Raw genomic sequence first — 14,218 nt, 5'->3', positions numbered from 1 at the left:
CAATTGGACAAATGCCAGTACATCATGGTATGTTAGTGTCACGACGCCCTCTCTGCTCTATGGTTGGTTTCGCAACTACCAAATAGCAGGAGGACGTCGTACTGTCAAAAGTGGGTAAGACCCAGGCGTACTGCTACTTGACGAATTTGGGCATTGTGGGTATAATGTTGAGTGTGTGCGGGTGTGACGCAGCGGTAGCGTACCTGCTTCCCAAGCAGGCTGTCGAGGGTTCGAATCCCTTCACCCGCTCCACATGACCGAAGCCCTCCGCGCGCGGAGGGCTTCTTTTTGTCCCGTATCACTTGACGAGCCGGCCAACCCGAGGTATAATTTGTGCAATTCTGCACGAATGCACCCGCAAGGAGGTGTCGGATGGCCGGGTCCGTGCTTCTGCCAAAACCGTGTCTCATGCGCCTGCCCCATTACTACCGCCGGCTCCTGCAGGCCATGCATGAAGGCCAGAGCATTATCTCCTCCGACGAACTGGGCGAAGAGGCCGGCGTGCCAGCGGCCCAGGCCCGCAAAGACCTGAGCTACCTGGGAGAATTCGGCCGGCCAGGTGTCGGCTACGACGTCTACGAACTGGCCGCCCATCTGGAGAAAGTCCTCGGCCTCAACGAACCCAAAAAGGCCATCCTCATCGGCGTGGGGAACCTGGGACGCGCCCTGGCGTCCTACCCGGGCTTCGCCCGCTACCGCCTGCAGATTGTCGCCGCTTTCGACGTCGACCCCGCGAAAATCGGACAGCGCATCGGCAGTATCCCTGTGCTCCCATTGGAGGAGCTGGAGACGTTCGTCCGCCAGAAGGACGTGCGCATGGCCATCCTGGCCGTGCCGGCCCCACAGGCCCAATCCATCGCGGAGCGCCTGTCCGCCACCGGCATCCGCCTTATCTGGAACTTCGCCCCAGTATCCCTGCGCGTCCCCGAAGGGGTGAAGGTGTTCAACGAAGATCTGGCCGCCCGATTGGCGACCCTCTCATTCTACCTCGTTCAGCACTCATCGTAGCTATCTTTTCTTCAGGAGGAACCCGATGATCTCTCGCCGCAGTTTCCTGAAACAAGTGGGGCTGGCGGCCGGCGGAACCCTGCTGGCCGGCAGTGGTCTGTCCATGCTCCCGGGGTGTTCAGCGGGGAAGAAGCTGGAGAAGCTGGCCATCCAGGCGCCGGCCTCGCCCCCATCCATCGCGCTGGCCAAACTGGTGCATGACAACGCCTTCGCCGGCCTGGCCGATAGCTCCGAATTCCTGCTGTGGAAGACGGCGGATGAGATGCGCGCCCGCATCACCAGCGGCCAGGCCCACATCTCCGGCCTGCCGGTGAATGTGGCCGCGGCGCTCTACAACAAAGGGCTGGGCGTCCAGCTCGCAAACGTGTACATCTGGGGCATCCTGTACCTGGTCAGCGCGGATGAAAACATCCAGAGCTGGGAGGATCTGCGCGGCCAGGAAGTGCTGATCCCCTTCCAGGGGGATCTGCCGGACCTGATGACCCAACTTCTCCTGCAGTATCGGGGCATGGCATTGGGCAAGGATATCACGGCGCGCTATGTCACTGCCGCGCCGGAGGCGGCCAACCTGCTGGCCGCCGGCCAGGCCAAGCATGCCGTGCTCTCCGAGCCTTCCGCCACCCTGGCTCTGCTCAAGGCCAAGGGCGCCGGCATCACCCTGCATCGCGTCATTGACTATCAGGCGGACTGGGCGACCATGACCGGACAGCCCCCACGCCTGCCCATGGCCGGCGTCGCCGTGCTCCCCAGCCTGACCAAGGAATATCCGCAGGTCATCACGCGCCTGCAGAGCGCGCACGCGGAGGCCGTCGCCTGGGTGCGCGATCATCCCAAAGAGGCCGCCACCCTGGGCACGCAGTACATCCCGGAGATGCCGGCCCAGGCCATGGAGGCTTCGCTCCCCCACATCGTCTTCGAATGGGTTTCTGCCAAAGACGCCCGCAAGGAGATCGAGTTCTTCTTCAACGAGCTGGCGAAGCTGTCGCCGGCGATTTACGGGGGCAAGCTGCCGGGCGATGACTTCTATATCACCGGTTGAGCGAGTATGGCGCTATGCCCTGGGTGTCGCAGCGCTGCTGGCCATATGGAGCGCGCTGGCGGCCTATTACCCAACGGTGCTGGTGCCTTCGCCGCTGGAAACCGCCCAGGCCCTGGCGGAACTGGCGTCCAGCGGTGAGCTGTTCCGACAGGCCGGCGTCTCCCTGGCCCGCATCCTGATCGCCTTCAGCATCAGCGTGCTGGTGGGCGGGACCGCCGGCCTGTTGGTGGGATTCCGGCCGCGCTGGCATCCGCTGATTCAGCCGGCGGTCAGCCTGGCCATGAGCGCTCCCCCTATCTCCTGGCTGGTGCTGGCCCTGGTGTGGTTCGGCACCGGCTCTGTGACCCCCATTTTCACCAGTGTGGTGGTCAGCGCGCCGGTGGTCTTTGCCAACGTGTATGAAGGAGTGCGCGCCCTGGACCCGGATTTGCTGGCCATGGCCCGCGCCTACGGCGCCCGCGGCCGCACCCTGTTCGAAGATGTCTATCTGCCGGCTCTGACGCCCCACCTCTTCGCCGGCCTGCAGGTCGCCGCCAGCCTCTCGGTGCGCGTCGGCATCATGGGCGAACTGCTGGGAAGCGATGCCGGCGTGGGATATGCCCTGGCCCTCGCCCGCATTTATCTCGAGACGCCGCGCGTCTTCGCCTGGGTGCTGGTCACGGTCACCCTGCTGGCACTGCTGGAAGCCGGCCTGGTGCGGACCCTTCAGCGCCGCGCCGAGGCCTGGAAGCGGGCGCGGTGAGGAGGGGCACGATGGCGCCGGCGGATGACCCTGTCCTGACCATGCGGAATGTCTCCAAATCTTTCCCGGGCCGGCCGGTCCTGAAGGACTGGAACCTGGATGTTGGGGAGGGAGAAATCCTCTGCATCTTGGGGCCGTCCGGCTGTGGGAAAACCACCCTGCTCAACCTCATCGCCGGCCTGCTGGCGCCCGACGCCGGCGAGATACGCCGGCCGGCATGCCTGGGCTACGTCTTTCAGGAGCCGCGGCTCCTGCCGTGGCGCACGGTGCGGGAGAACATCGCCTTCGGGCTCAAAGCGCGCGGCGTACGGGAGGAGGAGCGCCGGCAGGTGGCAGACCGGCTCATCGGACATATGGGCCTGGAGCCCTTCGCCGACCATTACCCGCATCAGCTCAGCGGAGGCATGCGTCAGCGAGTAGCGCTGGCGCGCGCCTTGGCGGTGGACCCGGAACTGCTCCTGCTGGACGAACCCTTCAAATCCCTGGATGTGCTCCTGCGCCTGGAGCTGGTGCGCCTGCTGGTGGAGGAATGGCGCATCTCCCCGCGCCCCATTATCTTTGTCACCCACGAGGTGCAGGAGGCGGCGCTGGTGGCGCATCGCGTTCTCATCATGCGGGGGCTGCCGGCCCAGGTTGCCGGCACCTTCACCCTGGGACGCTCGCCGGCGGAGCGCCGGCCGGAGGACCCGGACGTGGTGCGCTTCGCCGCACAGTTGTACCAGGAACTGCTGGCCGCCGCGCAGACGCGTCCCTGAACACAGTGCGGCCTTCCGATACATTCGGAAGGCCGCACTGTGCAGCGCATGCCCCGCAAGCGTTCGTTTCCGCTACTCTTTCGGCCGCAGATAAATGAACCAGTACACCAGACCCACCAGGCCGGCGCCGCCGATGATGTTCCCGATGGTCACCGGCAGGAGGTTGCGCAGGAAGAAGTTGGCCCAGGTGAGATTGGCGAAATCGGCCGCGGTCTTGCCAATGGAACTGAGGAACGCGGCGTTGCTCTTGATAAACAGCCCGACGGAGATGAAGTACATATTGGCGACGCTGTGCTCAAAGCCGGCGGCCACGAAGGCACTGATGGGAAAGATGATGGCCAGGATTTTGTCGGTGGTGGAGCGGCCGCTGAAGGTGAGCCAGACAGCAAGACACACCAGGGCGTTACACATCACGCCCAGGGCAATCGCCTGAATGAAATCCAGATTGCACTTGGCGTTGGCGGTGCTCAGTGCCACCAGCCCCACCGCTCCCTTGCCGAAGGTGTACTGTTTGGTGAGGTACATGATGGCAGCGGTGAGGATGGAGCCGACGAAGTTACCGACATACACAATGACCCAGTTGCGCAGGAGCTGGAGCAGTGTTACCTTGCCGTTGACCCAGGCTATGATGATGAGGTTATTGCCGGTGAAGAGCTCCGCGCCGGCCACGACCACCAGGATAAGGCCGAGGCAGAAGACCAGGCCGCTGAGCAGTCGCACGACACCGTAGGGCAGGGCATCGCCGGCGCCGGCGGCAACTGTGGTGGCGAAGACGGCGCCGCAGGCGATGAATGCGCCGGCCAGTACTGCTAGGGCGAACATCACTGAGGCACTCATGCTGGCTTTGCGCACACCGATGGCTTCGGCACGGCCGGCCATTTCGGGCGGCAGGAACGCATCAAAACGGAACGTTTCTGTGGACATGGGACCTTCCTCCATCCAGCCGAGATGTGTGAGTTGTTACAGGCGCAACCGGGCCATCCAGTGTCTGGAGAGTCTGCGCGGCATGGAATTGGATATCTCTGAAGCCTCGACCGTTTTGGTGAGGACACCGGCCGCGTCTCCACCAGATTCCCACTGCGCGCCCAATGGTCGACAGCTAATATACTCCAAATCTCAAAGATTGTCAACATGCCGGCTGGGCTGTGATACATATCACGAAATCTGGCGATGCATTGCATTTTTGCGGCGCGGGCTTTGCCGTGGTTGCCGCGGCTCCCCGGCGCCAGGCAAAGCACAAGCAATCCCCCGCGTTGCACAGGAGAGCTATTTGTGGTATAGTACAGCCAACCTGGAACGAAAGGAGGGCCGGCCAATGTAAGCTACATCCGCATGGCAGTGGGGAAGCGACAGCGCATGGACTCATCTGCATCCACGCAGGTGAGTTGACGAGGGGGAGGTTCCCCGGCGCGAGCCGGGGCTAATCCGCCAGCCGGCGGAGAAAATCGAAGGATCAGCGGATGCCTCCAGGGACGGCCACGTCCCTCACGCTTCCCCTCCTGAGCGTGACGAAAGCCCTTCCACAACGCCCGCGGGCGACCGCTGGGACAAAGGGATGGGCAGTGGCGATCAACCCCATACCTAATCCACACCATCACACAGGAGGGATTCCAGCATGTGCGGGATCGTCGGATACGTTGGACCGCGCCCGGCCGCGCCCATCATCCTGGAGGGCCTGCGCCGGCTCGAATACCGCGGCTACGACTCGGCCGGCCTGGCCGTCATTCAGGAAGGGCGCATCGAACTGCGCCGCAACGTCGGCAAACTGTCCGCCCTGGCGGAAAACCTGGAGCGCAGCCCCGTCCACGGCTACATCGGCATCGGCCACACCCGCTGGGCCACCCACGGCAAGCCCAGCGAATACAACGCCCATCCCCACCAGGACTGCACGGGGGAAATCGTCGTCATCCACAACGGCATCGTGGAGAACTTCCTCGAACTGCGCCGGCGCCTGCTGGCCGAGGGCCATACCTTCCACTCCGAAACCGATACCGAGGTGATGGCCCATCTGGTGGAGGAGTACATGGCCGGCGGTGCCAGCCTGTTGGAAGCGGTGCGCCGCATGCTGGGGGATATCCGGGGCGCGCACGGCATCGTGGTCATGTCCACGCGGGCGCCCGGACAACTGGTCGCGGCGCGCATGGGCAATGCCGGCGGCGTGACGCTTGGCATCGGCGAGGGGGAGATGTTCATCGCCTCGGACCTGCCGGCCATCTTGGAGCATACCCGCCGCATGGTCTTCCTGGAGGATCGCCAGCTTGCCCTGGTGTGGGCGGACGGCTTCGAGTGCTACACCGCCGACGGCCGGCGTGTCACCCCACAGGTGCATGAAATCCCCTGGGACCCCGTCTCCGCCGCCAAGGGCGAGTACAAGCACTTTATGCAGAAAGAAATCTATGAGCAGGCCCGCTCCATCACCGACACCATCCGCGGCCGCGTCGACTTCGAGAAGGGTGAGGTCTACTTGCCGGATGTGCATATCAATGCCGAGAACGTGTGGGACATCCACAAAGTGGTCATCGTAGCCTGCGGCACCTCGTATTACGCCGGCCTGGTGGGCAAATTCCTGCTGGAATCGCTGGCCCGTCTGCCGGTGGAGGTGGACTACAGCTCCGAATTCCGCTATCGCGATCCGCTGATTGACCAGCATACCCTGACCATCGCCATCACGCAGTCGGGGGAGACGGTGGACACCCTGGCCGCCATGGAGGAAGCGCGGCGCAAGGGCGCCCGCCTGCTCTCCATCGTCAACATGATCGGCAGTCAGGCCCAGCGCATCGCCGACGATGTGATCACCATGCAGGCCGGCCCGGAGATCGGCGTGGCATCCACCAAAGCCTTCACCGCTTCCCTGGTGGACCTGTACCTGCTGGGCATCCTGCTGGGCACCCTGCGCGGCACCCTGCCGGCCGAGCGCCGCATGGAACTGGTGGACGAGCTGGCGCGCCTGCCGGAAAAGGTGGGGCGCGTGCTGGGGGACGGCAACGCCTATGAGGAACTGGCACGCCTCTTCTTCCAGCGCCAGAACTTCCTCTACCTGGGGCGAGGCATCAACTATCCCGTCGCGCTGGAGGGGGCGCTCAAGCTCAAGGAAATCAGCTACATCCACGCCGAGGGCTATCCCGCCGGCGAGATGAAGCACGGCCCCATCGCCCTGATCGACAAGAATATGCCGGTGGTGGCCATCGCCGTGCGCGACCACGTCTACGACAAAATGATCAGCCAGGTGGAGCAGGTCAAGGCGCGCGACGGCGTGGTCATCGCCCTGGCCACCCAGGGGGACGATGCCATCGCGGAGAAGGCGGATCACGTGCTCTACATCCCGCCGGCGTCCCCCTTGCTGACACCTGTGCTGGCCGTCATCCCGCTCCAGCTCTTCGCCTATCATGTGGCGGTGCGGCGCGGCGCCGACGTGGACCAGCCGCGCAACCTGGCCAAGAGTGTGACGGTCGAATAAAGCGGGCTTCCCGCGACGCCGGCCCGCCGGCAGGGTTTTATCCCTCGGCAGGCCGGCGCCCTTCCTAATTCGCCGGCCCTGGGGAGCGGTGGACATGTCCCGAGCAAAGGCCTCGCACGCCGAGTTTGTATCGGACTGGCTGGCAGAGCTGGCGCTGATTGCAGTGGCCAACATCTGCCTGGTGCTGAGCGCCCAGACGGCGGTGCGCCTGCCCTTCACGCCCGTGCCCATCACCGCGCAGACGCTGGCGGTGCTGATGGCCGGCGCCCTGCTGGGCCGCCGGCGCGGCGCCCTGGCCGTGGCAGCCTATCTGGCCGAAGGAGCGGCGGGACTGCCGGTTTTCGCCGGCGGCGCAGGGGGCTTGCCCTACATGCTGGGGCCGACCGGCGGATATCTGGCCGGCTTCCTGTTCGCCGCGTACCTCACCGGCGGGCTGAAAGACCGCGGCTGGGACCGCCGGCCCCTGTCCGCCCTGTCGATGCTGGCGCTGGGCAACCTGGCCATTTACCTGCCCGGCCTGCTTTGGCTGTCGCGCTTCGTCGGCCCGGAAAAGGCGCTGGCCCTCGGCTTCTTCCCCTTCCTACTCGGCGACGCCCTGAAGCTGGTGCTGGGAGCGCCGGCCCTCCTGCTGGCGCGGCGCCGGCGCTGAAAGGCCTCCATGCGCATCATCTTCCTGGCACCGTTCGGGCTGGGCGTGCGGGCCACGACCTCCGCCCGGGCCCTGCCGCTGGCCGGCGCGCTGGCACAGCGCGGCCATGAGGTCATGCTGATCATCCCGCCCTGGGACACGCCCGGGGATTCCGAGCGCACGTATCAGGACGCCGGCGTGACCGTGCATCACCTGCGGGCGGACGACCTGATGTGCCCCCGCTTTTCCCTGCGCCTGGCGGGGCGCGTCTGCCGGCAGATTGCCGCCTATCAGCCCGATATCTTGCACATCTTCAAGCCGGTGGGATACGGCGGCGCGGCGGGGATGTGGATCACCGCGCACCACCGCCGGCCGGCCGTCATCTACGATCTGGACGATTGGGAGGGGTGCGCTGGCTGGGCCGGCCGCATCAGCCGCTGGCCGGGGGAAGGACTCCTGCGCGAGTTCCAGGAGCGCTGGGCGTTAAGACACGCCGAAGGGCTGACGGCCGCCAGCCGGCTCCTGGTCTCCCGCGCTCGGGAAGCCGGCCGCCTTCCCGAGGAAATCCTGTACCTTCCCAACGGATGCCCGCAAGATATACCCCAACCGTTCACGCCGGCCTGGCAGGAGCGGAGGGCGCGGGCGCGCCAACGCTGGGCACTGCCGGCGGATGCCTTGGTCGCCTTATGGAGCACACGCCTTCATGAAGTGGAGCCTGCCCGCGCCGCGCGGCTCTTTGCGTCGCTGTGCAGTGCCGTGCCGGCCCTGACCCTGCTGACCGCCGGCGCCGGCCTGGCCGGCGAAGAGCAAATATGGCAGGAGCTGGCCCAGGCAGACCCGCATCTCCGCCGGCAAAGCCGCTACCTGGGGCAACTGCCGCCGACGGAGTGGCAGGACGTCGTCATCGCCAGCGACCTGGGCCTTTTCCCGCAGGACGACCATCTCATCAACCGGGCGCGCTGCCCGGCCAGACTGCCCCATATGATGGCCGCCGGCCTGCCCATCGTCGCGGAGGATGTCGGGGAGGCCAGCACGTACATCGCCCATGGCGAGAGCGGCTGGCTGGTGCCGGCGGGGGATGACCAAGCGATCGTCGCGACAGCTCGCAGTGTGCTGCAGGATGAAGCGGTACGGGTCCAGATCGGGAAAAGGGCCGCGGCGCGTGCGCGGGAGCGCTTCGCCTGGAGCCGGCTGGCGGAAGAGCTGGAACAGTTCTACAAGCGGATTTGGCGCCGGCACACTTCGCGCTACAATGTCGTTACCGCTCAGCGCTAAGGGAACGCATCAGATGCCTGTAAGATTGCGGACTTGGCTGTTCCAGTGGGGGCCGGCGATCGTCTGGATGGGAGCCATCTTCTTCGTCTCCGCCCAATCCAGCCTGCCGCAGGCGCCGGATACCCTGCTGGACCTGATATTGAAAAAGGGACTGCACATGATCGCCTACGGGGTGCTGGCCGGCCTGTTCTGGCGCGCCCTGAACGGCCGTCCTGCGCTCCCGCGAGCCGGCATGAGCTGGCTCCTGGCGGTGCTCTACGCCGCCACCGACGAGTATCACCAGACCTTTGTGCCCGGCCGGCACGGCCGGCCCATGGATCTGCTATTTGACGGGATGGGAGCGCTGATCGCGCTGTGGCTCCTCTGGCGTTGGGAGCGCCGGCATGTCACGCCGGCGGCACCCGGTCCCAGCGCGCGGCCGGAGGAGATCCCTCACTCCGCCGACCCATCCATCTCCGACTGAAAGCCTTCCAGGGAGTCCTCCGGCAGAGGGCCGGCGGCTTCGATGATAATTTCCCCGAACAACCCCTCCTGATAGACGCGGATGGCCCGCCGCTTGAGCAGTTCCAGCACTGCCAGCAGGGTGACCACAATTTCGACGCGTGAGGCGGCTTCGTTCAGCAGGGAGCGGAAGGTGAAGGGCTGGCCGGCGCGCGCCCGCTCCAGGATATGGCGGGCGCGCTGGGCAACGGTCACAGTGAAGGGCCGCACCACATGGTCCACCGGAGGTGCCGGCGGCGCCACAGCCAGCGCCTGCCGTACCGCCGCCACCAGATCCGCCAGGGTGATGCCGCCGAGGTCAATACTGCCCTGCGACTTGGGGATGGATGCCACCCGCACGTAGGAGCGCAGGCCCTTTTGCTCGCGCTCTCCCAACTGGCGCGCCACCTCTTTGAAGCGCTTGTACTCGCGGAGCTGGCGGGCAAGCTGTTCGCCGGGGTCCTCTTCCTCTTCTTCCGGCGGCGCCGGCGGCTTGGGCAGTAAGGCGCGCGACTTGATCCAGATCAACTGCGCGGCGATGACCAGGAAATCCGCCAGGTGATCGGCGTTGACCCGCTCCATCTGCTCGATGTACTGCAGGTACTGGTCGGTAATCTGCACCAGCGAGATAGCAGTGATGTCCAGCTCCTCCCGCTCGATGAGGTGCAGGAGCAGGTCCAGCGGCCCTTCGAAGACAGGGAGCGAGATGGTGTACTCTCGGGGCGAAGGAGGTGAATCGGGAAGGCCGGCCGGCGGCGCTTCTACATGCATCATAGGCCCACGCTCAGGAAACGCTGGTCCTGTTCCACCATACGCTCGAAGAGCTGGCGCAGACGGTCCGGGTCACTCTCCGAGATGCGCTCCACGATACAGCCAGCCTCCTGCAGGTGAACCTCCACCGCCGGCGGGAATTTGCCCTCATCCCCCACGATGGTCACATATTCCGCCTGGCTGGCGGTCTCAATGGAGAAGCCGCAGATGGGCTGGAAGCGGGCGATATAGCGGCGGGCGGCATCCCACGCCTGCTCATCCCAGCGGCCGGCCTCCTGCCAGAAGAGCAGATAATGGCCGATGGCGCGCTGACGCCGGCGGCCGGCCGCGGTCTGCAGTTCCTCAACCCGCCGCAACAGCTCTTCGCGCCAGCGGACACCCTCATTCCATTGCGAGCCGGGGCATTCCACATCCACCAGCTCGCCGTGCCCGACAATGCCGCCGGCGCGGGCGTGCAGGCCGAAGCGCCCGCAGAGATAGGCGCACAATGCCGCGGCGGCATCGAGCTGGGCCGAGGTCGGCAGGGCATCGTCCAGGAAACGGCCGGCCAGACAGATGCCCACGCTGGTCTCATTGCCCACCCGGGTATGAAAGGCGATAGTTTCCAGCGGATTGGTCTGGATAATCGTGCCCTCTGCGGTAATGAAATAATGGTAGCCGATGGCCGGCCAGCCGCGCTGGCGCACCTGGAACCCGGCGATGGTCTCCGGCCCGATCTCGGCCGGCAGGGCGCTGTGATGGATGACCAGCCGCTCGATATCCGCCAGCGAACGCCGCTCGTAGCTTTCGGAGGGACTGCGGGGCAGTATCTCACTGTGGTCCTCGATGGCCGGCGCTTCGACGAACGGCGGGGCGGGCAGGGCGCTTCTCAGCCGGCGCACTTCCTCGCGCAGCCATGCCAGCTCCGCCTGAAGCCCCTCGGCAGTTGATGCAGAAGCTCCTCCGTCCATCTCGCCGGCGAGATAGCGTGCGTCTCGTTCGTCCATCATCCGTTTGCTCCTCCCTCTTTACAACCCGCAGTCCCATTATAACGGATTGTCCGCACTTTGTCCACGTCGAACGGCCGGCGGAGCGCCGGGAGGAGGACAAGACGCCGCATTGTGCCGCCGGCGCTCTCGTGCTATAATACACGCCGGACCACCCGACACTGCCGCACATGAGGAGCTGGCCATGGACTGCATCTTCTGCGAGATCGCGGCCGGCCGGGCGCCGGCCAGCGTTGTCTATCAGGACGACGAAGTCATGGCGTTCATGGACATCATCCCCGTACTGCCGGGGCATCTCCTGATCATCCCCAAAACCCATTACCGCAATATTTTCGACGCGCCGCCGGAGGTGGCCGGCAAACTGCTGGAGACGGCGGCACGCCTGGCGCCGGCTGTGCGCCAGGCCACCGGCTGTGCCGGCCTGAACTGCCACGTCGCCAATGAGGCGGCCGCCGGCCAGGAGGTCTGGCACCTGCATCTGCATCTCCTGCCCCGCTATCCCGGCGATGGCTTTGGCTTCCGCTTCCCATCCGGGTACGGCCGGCGGGCCTCGCGCCCGGAACTGGACGAGATGGCGGAACGCATTCGCCAGGCCCTGCAAGCCCTGGTATAGCCCGTTTTCTGCTCGCGCCGAGCAAGGAGGGAGCACATGAAGGTTGTGGTGTTGGGAGGAGCTGGTGATATGGGTAGCGCGGCCGTCTGGGATTTGGCCGCACAGCCCCAGGTGGAGCGCATCACCATCGCGGATTACAACTTCGAGGGTGCTCAACGCCTGGCGCAGTTGGTCGGGGATAAGGCCCAGGCGCTGTGGGTGGATGCCAACGACCATGACCTGCTGGTGCAGGTCATCGCCGGCCACGACGCAGCCGCCGGCGCCATCGGGCCCTTCTACAAGTACGAGGCCAAGATGGCCCGCGCCGCCATCGAAGCCGGCGTCCCCTATATCAGCCTGTGCGATGACTACGACGCCGCCCAGGCAGTGCTGGAGCTGGACCCTCTGGCCAAGGAAAGGGGGGTAACCGTTATCACCGGCCTGGGCTGGACGCCGGGGTTATCGAACGTGCTGGCCCGCCGCGCCGCCGACCAGCTCGATGAGGTGGACGAGATCCATGTGGCCTGGGCCGGCAGTGCCTCGGACAGCGAGGGCTACGCCGTCATCCTGCACACCATTCACATTTTCACCGGCATGGTGCCCTCGTTCCAGAACGGCGAGCTGGTGAGCGTGCCGGCCGGCTCCGGCCGCGAGCTGGTGCGCTTCCCCGACCCGGTGGGCGACATCTACGTGTACCACCTGGGCCATCCGGAGCCGGTGACCCTGCCGCGCTTTTTGCCAGGCGTGAAGACGGTTACCTTGAAGGGCGGGCTCTCGGAAGATGAGCTGAACCGCCTGGCGATGTTCCTGAACCGCATCGGCCTGACCCGCACGCCGGCGCGCAAGGATGCCCTGGGCAAGGTCATCAAAATGGCCCTGCCGCTCCTTTCCCACATTGGCGCGCCGGAAGAACCATGTTCGGCGATTCGCGTGGATGTCCACGGCCGCAAGAACGGCAAGCCCCAGCTCATCTCGTACGGCGCCGCCGACCACATGAACCGGCTGACCGGCATTCCGCTGGCCATCGGGACGGTCATGCTGGGCGCGGGACAGATCAAAGCCAAGGGGGTCCTGGCGCCGGAGGCCTGCATTGACCCGCGCGCCTTCCTGCGGGAGCTGGAAAAGCGCAACATCATCATCCATGACATGACGCGCTACGTGCCGGCCCTGCGCGAGCCAAAGGGCGGCATTTCGCTGTCGCGCGCCATGCTCTTCGCCGGCATTGCGGCCCTCCTGGCCTGGTGGATGGGCCGGCGCTCGCGAGGGTAACCCGTGTGCGGGTGACAGGCTCCGGCGAGGAGCCTGTCACCCGCCTTCGTCCCCGAGGAAAAGCCGGCGGAGGGCCGGCGGAATGGGCACCGGCTCCCTCCGATCCAGGTCCACCATCACCTGTACGGTATAGCCCTCCGCCAGCAGAGTTTCCCCACGGCGGACCTGATAGCGGAAGCGGAAGCTACTGCGCCGCATTTCGTCGATCCAGGTGCGGATGGTGACGAGGTCGTCGAAGAAGGCCGGCGCGTAATAGCGGCACTGCGCCTCCACAATCATGATGCCCAGGCCCTGTGCCTCGAAATCGGCGTAGGAGATGCCGTGCCGGCGGATAAACTCCACGCGCCCGACCTCGAACCAGACCAGATAGTTGGCGTAATAGACCACACCCTGGGCATCGGTCTCGGCATAGCGCACGCGCAGGCTGGTCTCGACCGCCGGCGCAGAGGCGGCAGGGCCTTCCTCGCTCATCCGTCAATCTCCCGGGCGATGGCCCGTCCCAGCCGGCGAATGCCCTCGCGGATCATCTCCGGGCTGGCATTGGAGTAGTTCAGCCGCATGGTATTATGCCCGCCGCCGTTGGGGAAGAAGGCCGCGCCCGGCACGAATGCCACTTTCTCCTCCAGCGCCACCCGCAGTAGTTTGGCCGCATCAACCTTTTCCGGCAGGCGCACCCACAGGAACATGCCGCCCTGCGGCCGCGTCCAGGTGACCCCCTCGGGGAAGAACTCCTCCATGGCCGCCAGCATGACATCGCGCCGCTCCTTGTACACCTTGCGGATGATCTGCACGTGCCGCTTCAGGATGCCGCGCTGGCAGATATCGTTGGCCACCATCTGCACAAAGGTGCTGGTGTGCAAGTCCGCCGCCTGTTTGGCCATGATCAAGCGGTCAATGACGCGGCCGGGCGCGGTGACCCATCCCAGGCGAATGCCAGGCGCCAGGGTTTTGGAGAAGGTGCTCAGGTAGATGACGTTCTCCTTGTGGAGCACGATGATGGGCACCAGGTCCTTACCCTCGAAGCGCAGTTCGCCGTATGGGTCGTCCTCGATGATGGGGACACCGTACTTGCCGGCAATCTCCACCAACCGGTAACGCCGTTCTTCCGCAAGGGTGACGCCGGCGGGGTTGTGGAAATTCGGCAGTACGTAGATGAACTTGACCTTCTCCCGCTTCAGTATCTCTTCCAGCTTATCCACCTGCATGCCGTCATCAT

At 65.5% G+C, this 14,218-nt stretch carries 15 protein-coding genes and 1 tRNA gene; 11 read left to right on the top strand and 5 right to left on the bottom strand.

Features of this window, described 5'->3' with window-relative positions; all coding sequences use genetic code 11:
* The first annotated feature begins 177 nt into the window (after window positions 1–177).
* From H5T60_04235 to H5T60_04215, 5 genes are all read left to right on the top strand, one after another.
* A tRNA-Gly gene (locus H5T60_04235) sits at window positions 178–252 on the top strand.
* Window positions 253–372: 120 nt separating this feature from the next.
* Window positions 373–1,008 carry a redox-sensing transcriptional repressor Rex gene (locus H5T60_04230; GenBank protein MBC7241635.1) on the top strand — a complete coding sequence of 212 codons (636 nt, stop codon included), beginning with the start codon at window positions 373–375 and terminating at the stop codon, window positions 1,006–1,008.
* 25 nt (window positions 1,009–1,033) lie between these two features.
* A complete protein-coding gene (locus H5T60_04225; GenBank protein MBC7241634.1) occupies window positions 1,034–2,047 on the top strand; it encodes an ABC transporter substrate-binding protein in 1,014 nt (337 codons plus the stop codon).
* The gene (locus H5T60_04220; GenBank protein ID MBC7241633.1) at window positions 2,025–2,789 is read left to right on the top strand and encodes an ABC transporter permease; all 765 of its coding nucleotides are present in this window, start codon (window positions 2,025–2,027) and stop codon (window positions 2,787–2,789) included. The genes H5T60_04225 and H5T60_04220 overlap by 23 nt, the downstream gene beginning before the upstream one ends.
* An 11-nt stretch (window positions 2,790–2,800) precedes the next feature.
* A complete protein-coding gene (locus H5T60_04215; protein ID MBC7241632.1) occupies window positions 2,801–3,544 on the top strand; it encodes an ABC transporter ATP-binding protein in 744 nt (247 codons plus the stop codon).
* 72 nt (window positions 3,545–3,616) lie between these two features.
* Here H5T60_04215 and focA read toward each other — a convergent pair whose 3' ends face one another.
* Window positions 3,617–4,468: a formate transporter FocA gene (gene focA, locus H5T60_04210; protein MBC7241631.1), complete on the bottom strand. Its 852-nt coding sequence runs from the start codon at window positions 4,466–4,468 to the stop codon at window positions 3,617–3,619.
* Window positions 4,469–5,159: 691 nt separating this feature from the next.
* On the opposite strand from focA, the gene glmS reads away from it, so the two are divergent.
* From glmS to H5T60_04190, 4 genes are all read left to right on the top strand, one after another.
* Window positions 5,160–7,001, top strand: coding sequence for a glutamine--fructose-6-phosphate transaminase (isomerizing) (glmS, locus tag H5T60_04205; GenBank protein MBC7241630.1), 1,842 nt, complete (start codon window positions 5,160–5,162; stop codon window positions 6,999–7,001).
* 94 nt (window positions 7,002–7,095) lie between these two features.
* Window positions 7,096–7,650: a biotin transporter BioY gene (locus H5T60_04200; GenBank protein MBC7241629.1), complete on the top strand. Its 555-nt coding sequence runs from the start codon at window positions 7,096–7,098 to the stop codon at window positions 7,648–7,650.
* Between the two features lie 9 nt (window positions 7,651–7,659).
* Window positions 7,660–8,904 (top strand): glycosyltransferase, encoded by a 1,245-nt coding sequence (locus H5T60_04195; GenBank protein MBC7241628.1) that lies wholly within the window; start codon window positions 7,660–7,662, stop codon window positions 8,902–8,904.
* Window positions 8,905–8,917: 13 nt separating this feature from the next.
* Complete coding sequence (locus H5T60_04190) at window positions 8,918–9,367, top strand: VanZ family protein (protein MBC7241627.1); 450 nt, start codon at window positions 8,918–8,920, stop codon at window positions 9,365–9,367.
* Here H5T60_04190 and H5T60_04185 read toward each other — a convergent pair.
* Window positions 9,337–10,158: a segregation/condensation protein A gene (locus H5T60_04185; protein MBC7241626.1), complete on the bottom strand. Its 822-nt coding sequence runs from the start codon at window positions 10,156–10,158 to the stop codon at window positions 9,337–9,339. The two genes, H5T60_04190 and H5T60_04185, sit on opposite strands and share 31 nt — an antisense overlap.
* Window positions 10,155–11,141 carry an N-acetylmuramoyl-L-alanine amidase gene (locus tag H5T60_04180; protein ID MBC7241625.1) on the bottom strand — a complete coding sequence of 329 codons (987 nt, stop codon included), beginning with the start codon at window positions 11,139–11,141 and terminating at the stop codon, window positions 10,155–10,157. The genes H5T60_04185 and H5T60_04180 overlap by 4 nt, the downstream gene beginning before the upstream one ends.
* A gap of 184 nt (window positions 11,142–11,325) precedes the next feature.
* Here H5T60_04180 and H5T60_04175 point away from each other — a divergent pair, with 184 nt between their 5' ends.
* Complete coding sequence (locus H5T60_04175; protein MBC7241624.1) at window positions 11,326–11,754, top strand: HIT family protein; 429 nt, start codon at window positions 11,326–11,328, stop codon at window positions 11,752–11,754.
* 36 nt (window positions 11,755–11,790) lie between these two features.
* Window positions 11,791–13,002, top strand: a complete 1,212-nt coding sequence (locus tag H5T60_04170) for a saccharopine dehydrogenase NADP-binding domain-containing protein (GenBank protein ID MBC7241623.1) — start codon at window positions 11,791–11,793, stop codon at window positions 13,000–13,002.
* 36 nt (window positions 13,003–13,038) lie between these two features.
* Here the strand turns inward: H5T60_04170 and H5T60_04165 are convergent, their stop codons facing one another.
* Both H5T60_04165 and H5T60_04160 read right to left on the bottom strand, forming a co-directional pair.
* Window positions 13,039–13,473: an acyl-CoA thioesterase gene (locus H5T60_04165; protein MBC7241622.1), complete on the bottom strand. Its 435-nt coding sequence runs from the start codon at window positions 13,471–13,473 to the stop codon at window positions 13,039–13,041.
* Window positions 13,470–14,218: PLP-dependent aminotransferase family protein (locus H5T60_04160; protein ID MBC7241621.1), on the bottom strand; the 749-nt coding region annotated here is incomplete at its 5' end. The genes H5T60_04160 and H5T60_04165, both read right to left, overlap by 4 nt.

This window comes from Anaerolineae bacterium (assembly GCA_014360855.1).
Lineage (GTDB): Bacteria > Chloroflexota > Anaerolineae > JACIWP01 > JACIWP01 > JACIWP01.
The sequence above is the reverse complement of the archived record's forward strand: the minus strand, read 5'-3'. Positions and strand labels throughout refer to the sequence as shown.

Bases quoted from the DNA above. Each gene is read 5' to 3' on its own strand.
- H5T60_04165 (MBC7241622.1), bottom strand. From the start codon at position 13,473: ATGAGCGAGGAAGGCCCTGCCGCCTCTGCGCCGGCGGTCGAGACCAGC.
- glmS (MBC7241630.1), top strand. From the start codon at position 5,160: ATGTGCGGGATCGTCGGATACGTTGGACCGCGCCCGGCCGCGCCCATC.
- H5T60_04190 (MBC7241627.1), top strand. From the start codon at position 8,918: ATGCCTGTAAGATTGCGGACTTGGCTGTTCCAGTGGGGGCCGGCGATC.
- H5T60_04215 (MBC7241632.1), top strand. From the start codon at position 2,801: ATGGCGCCGGCGGATGACCCTGTCCTGACCATGCGGAATGTCTCCAAA.
- H5T60_04230 (MBC7241635.1), top strand. From the start codon at position 373: ATGGCCGGGTCCGTGCTTCTGCCAAAACCGTGTCTCATGCGCCTGCCC.
- H5T60_04185 (MBC7241626.1), bottom strand. From the start codon at position 10,158: ATGATGCATGTAGAAGCGCCGCCGGCCGGCCTTCCCGATTCACCTCCT.
- H5T60_04170 (MBC7241623.1), top strand. From the start codon at position 11,791: ATGAAGGTTGTGGTGTTGGGAGGAGCTGGTGATATGGGTAGCGCGGCC.
- H5T60_04180 (MBC7241625.1), bottom strand. From the start codon at position 11,141: ATGGACGAACGAGACGCACGCTATCTCGCCGGCGAGATGGACGGAGGA.
- focA (MBC7241631.1), bottom strand. From the start codon at position 4,468: ATGTCCACAGAAACGTTCCGTTTTGATGCGTTCCTGCCGCCCGAAATG.
- H5T60_04220 (MBC7241633.1), top strand. From the start codon at position 2,025: ATGACTTCTATATCACCGGTTGAGCGAGTATGGCGCTATGCCCTGGGT.
- H5T60_04200 (MBC7241629.1), top strand. From the start codon at position 7,096: ATGTCCCGAGCAAAGGCCTCGCACGCCGAGTTTGTATCGGACTGGCTG.
- H5T60_04195 (MBC7241628.1), top strand. From the start codon at position 7,660: ATGCGCATCATCTTCCTGGCACCGTTCGGGCTGGGCGTGCGGGCCACG.
- H5T60_04225 (MBC7241634.1), top strand. From the start codon at position 1,034: ATGATCTCTCGCCGCAGTTTCCTGAAACAAGTGGGGCTGGCGGCCGGC.
- H5T60_04175 (MBC7241624.1), top strand. From the start codon at position 11,326: ATGGACTGCATCTTCTGCGAGATCGCGGCCGGCCGGGCGCCGGCCAGC.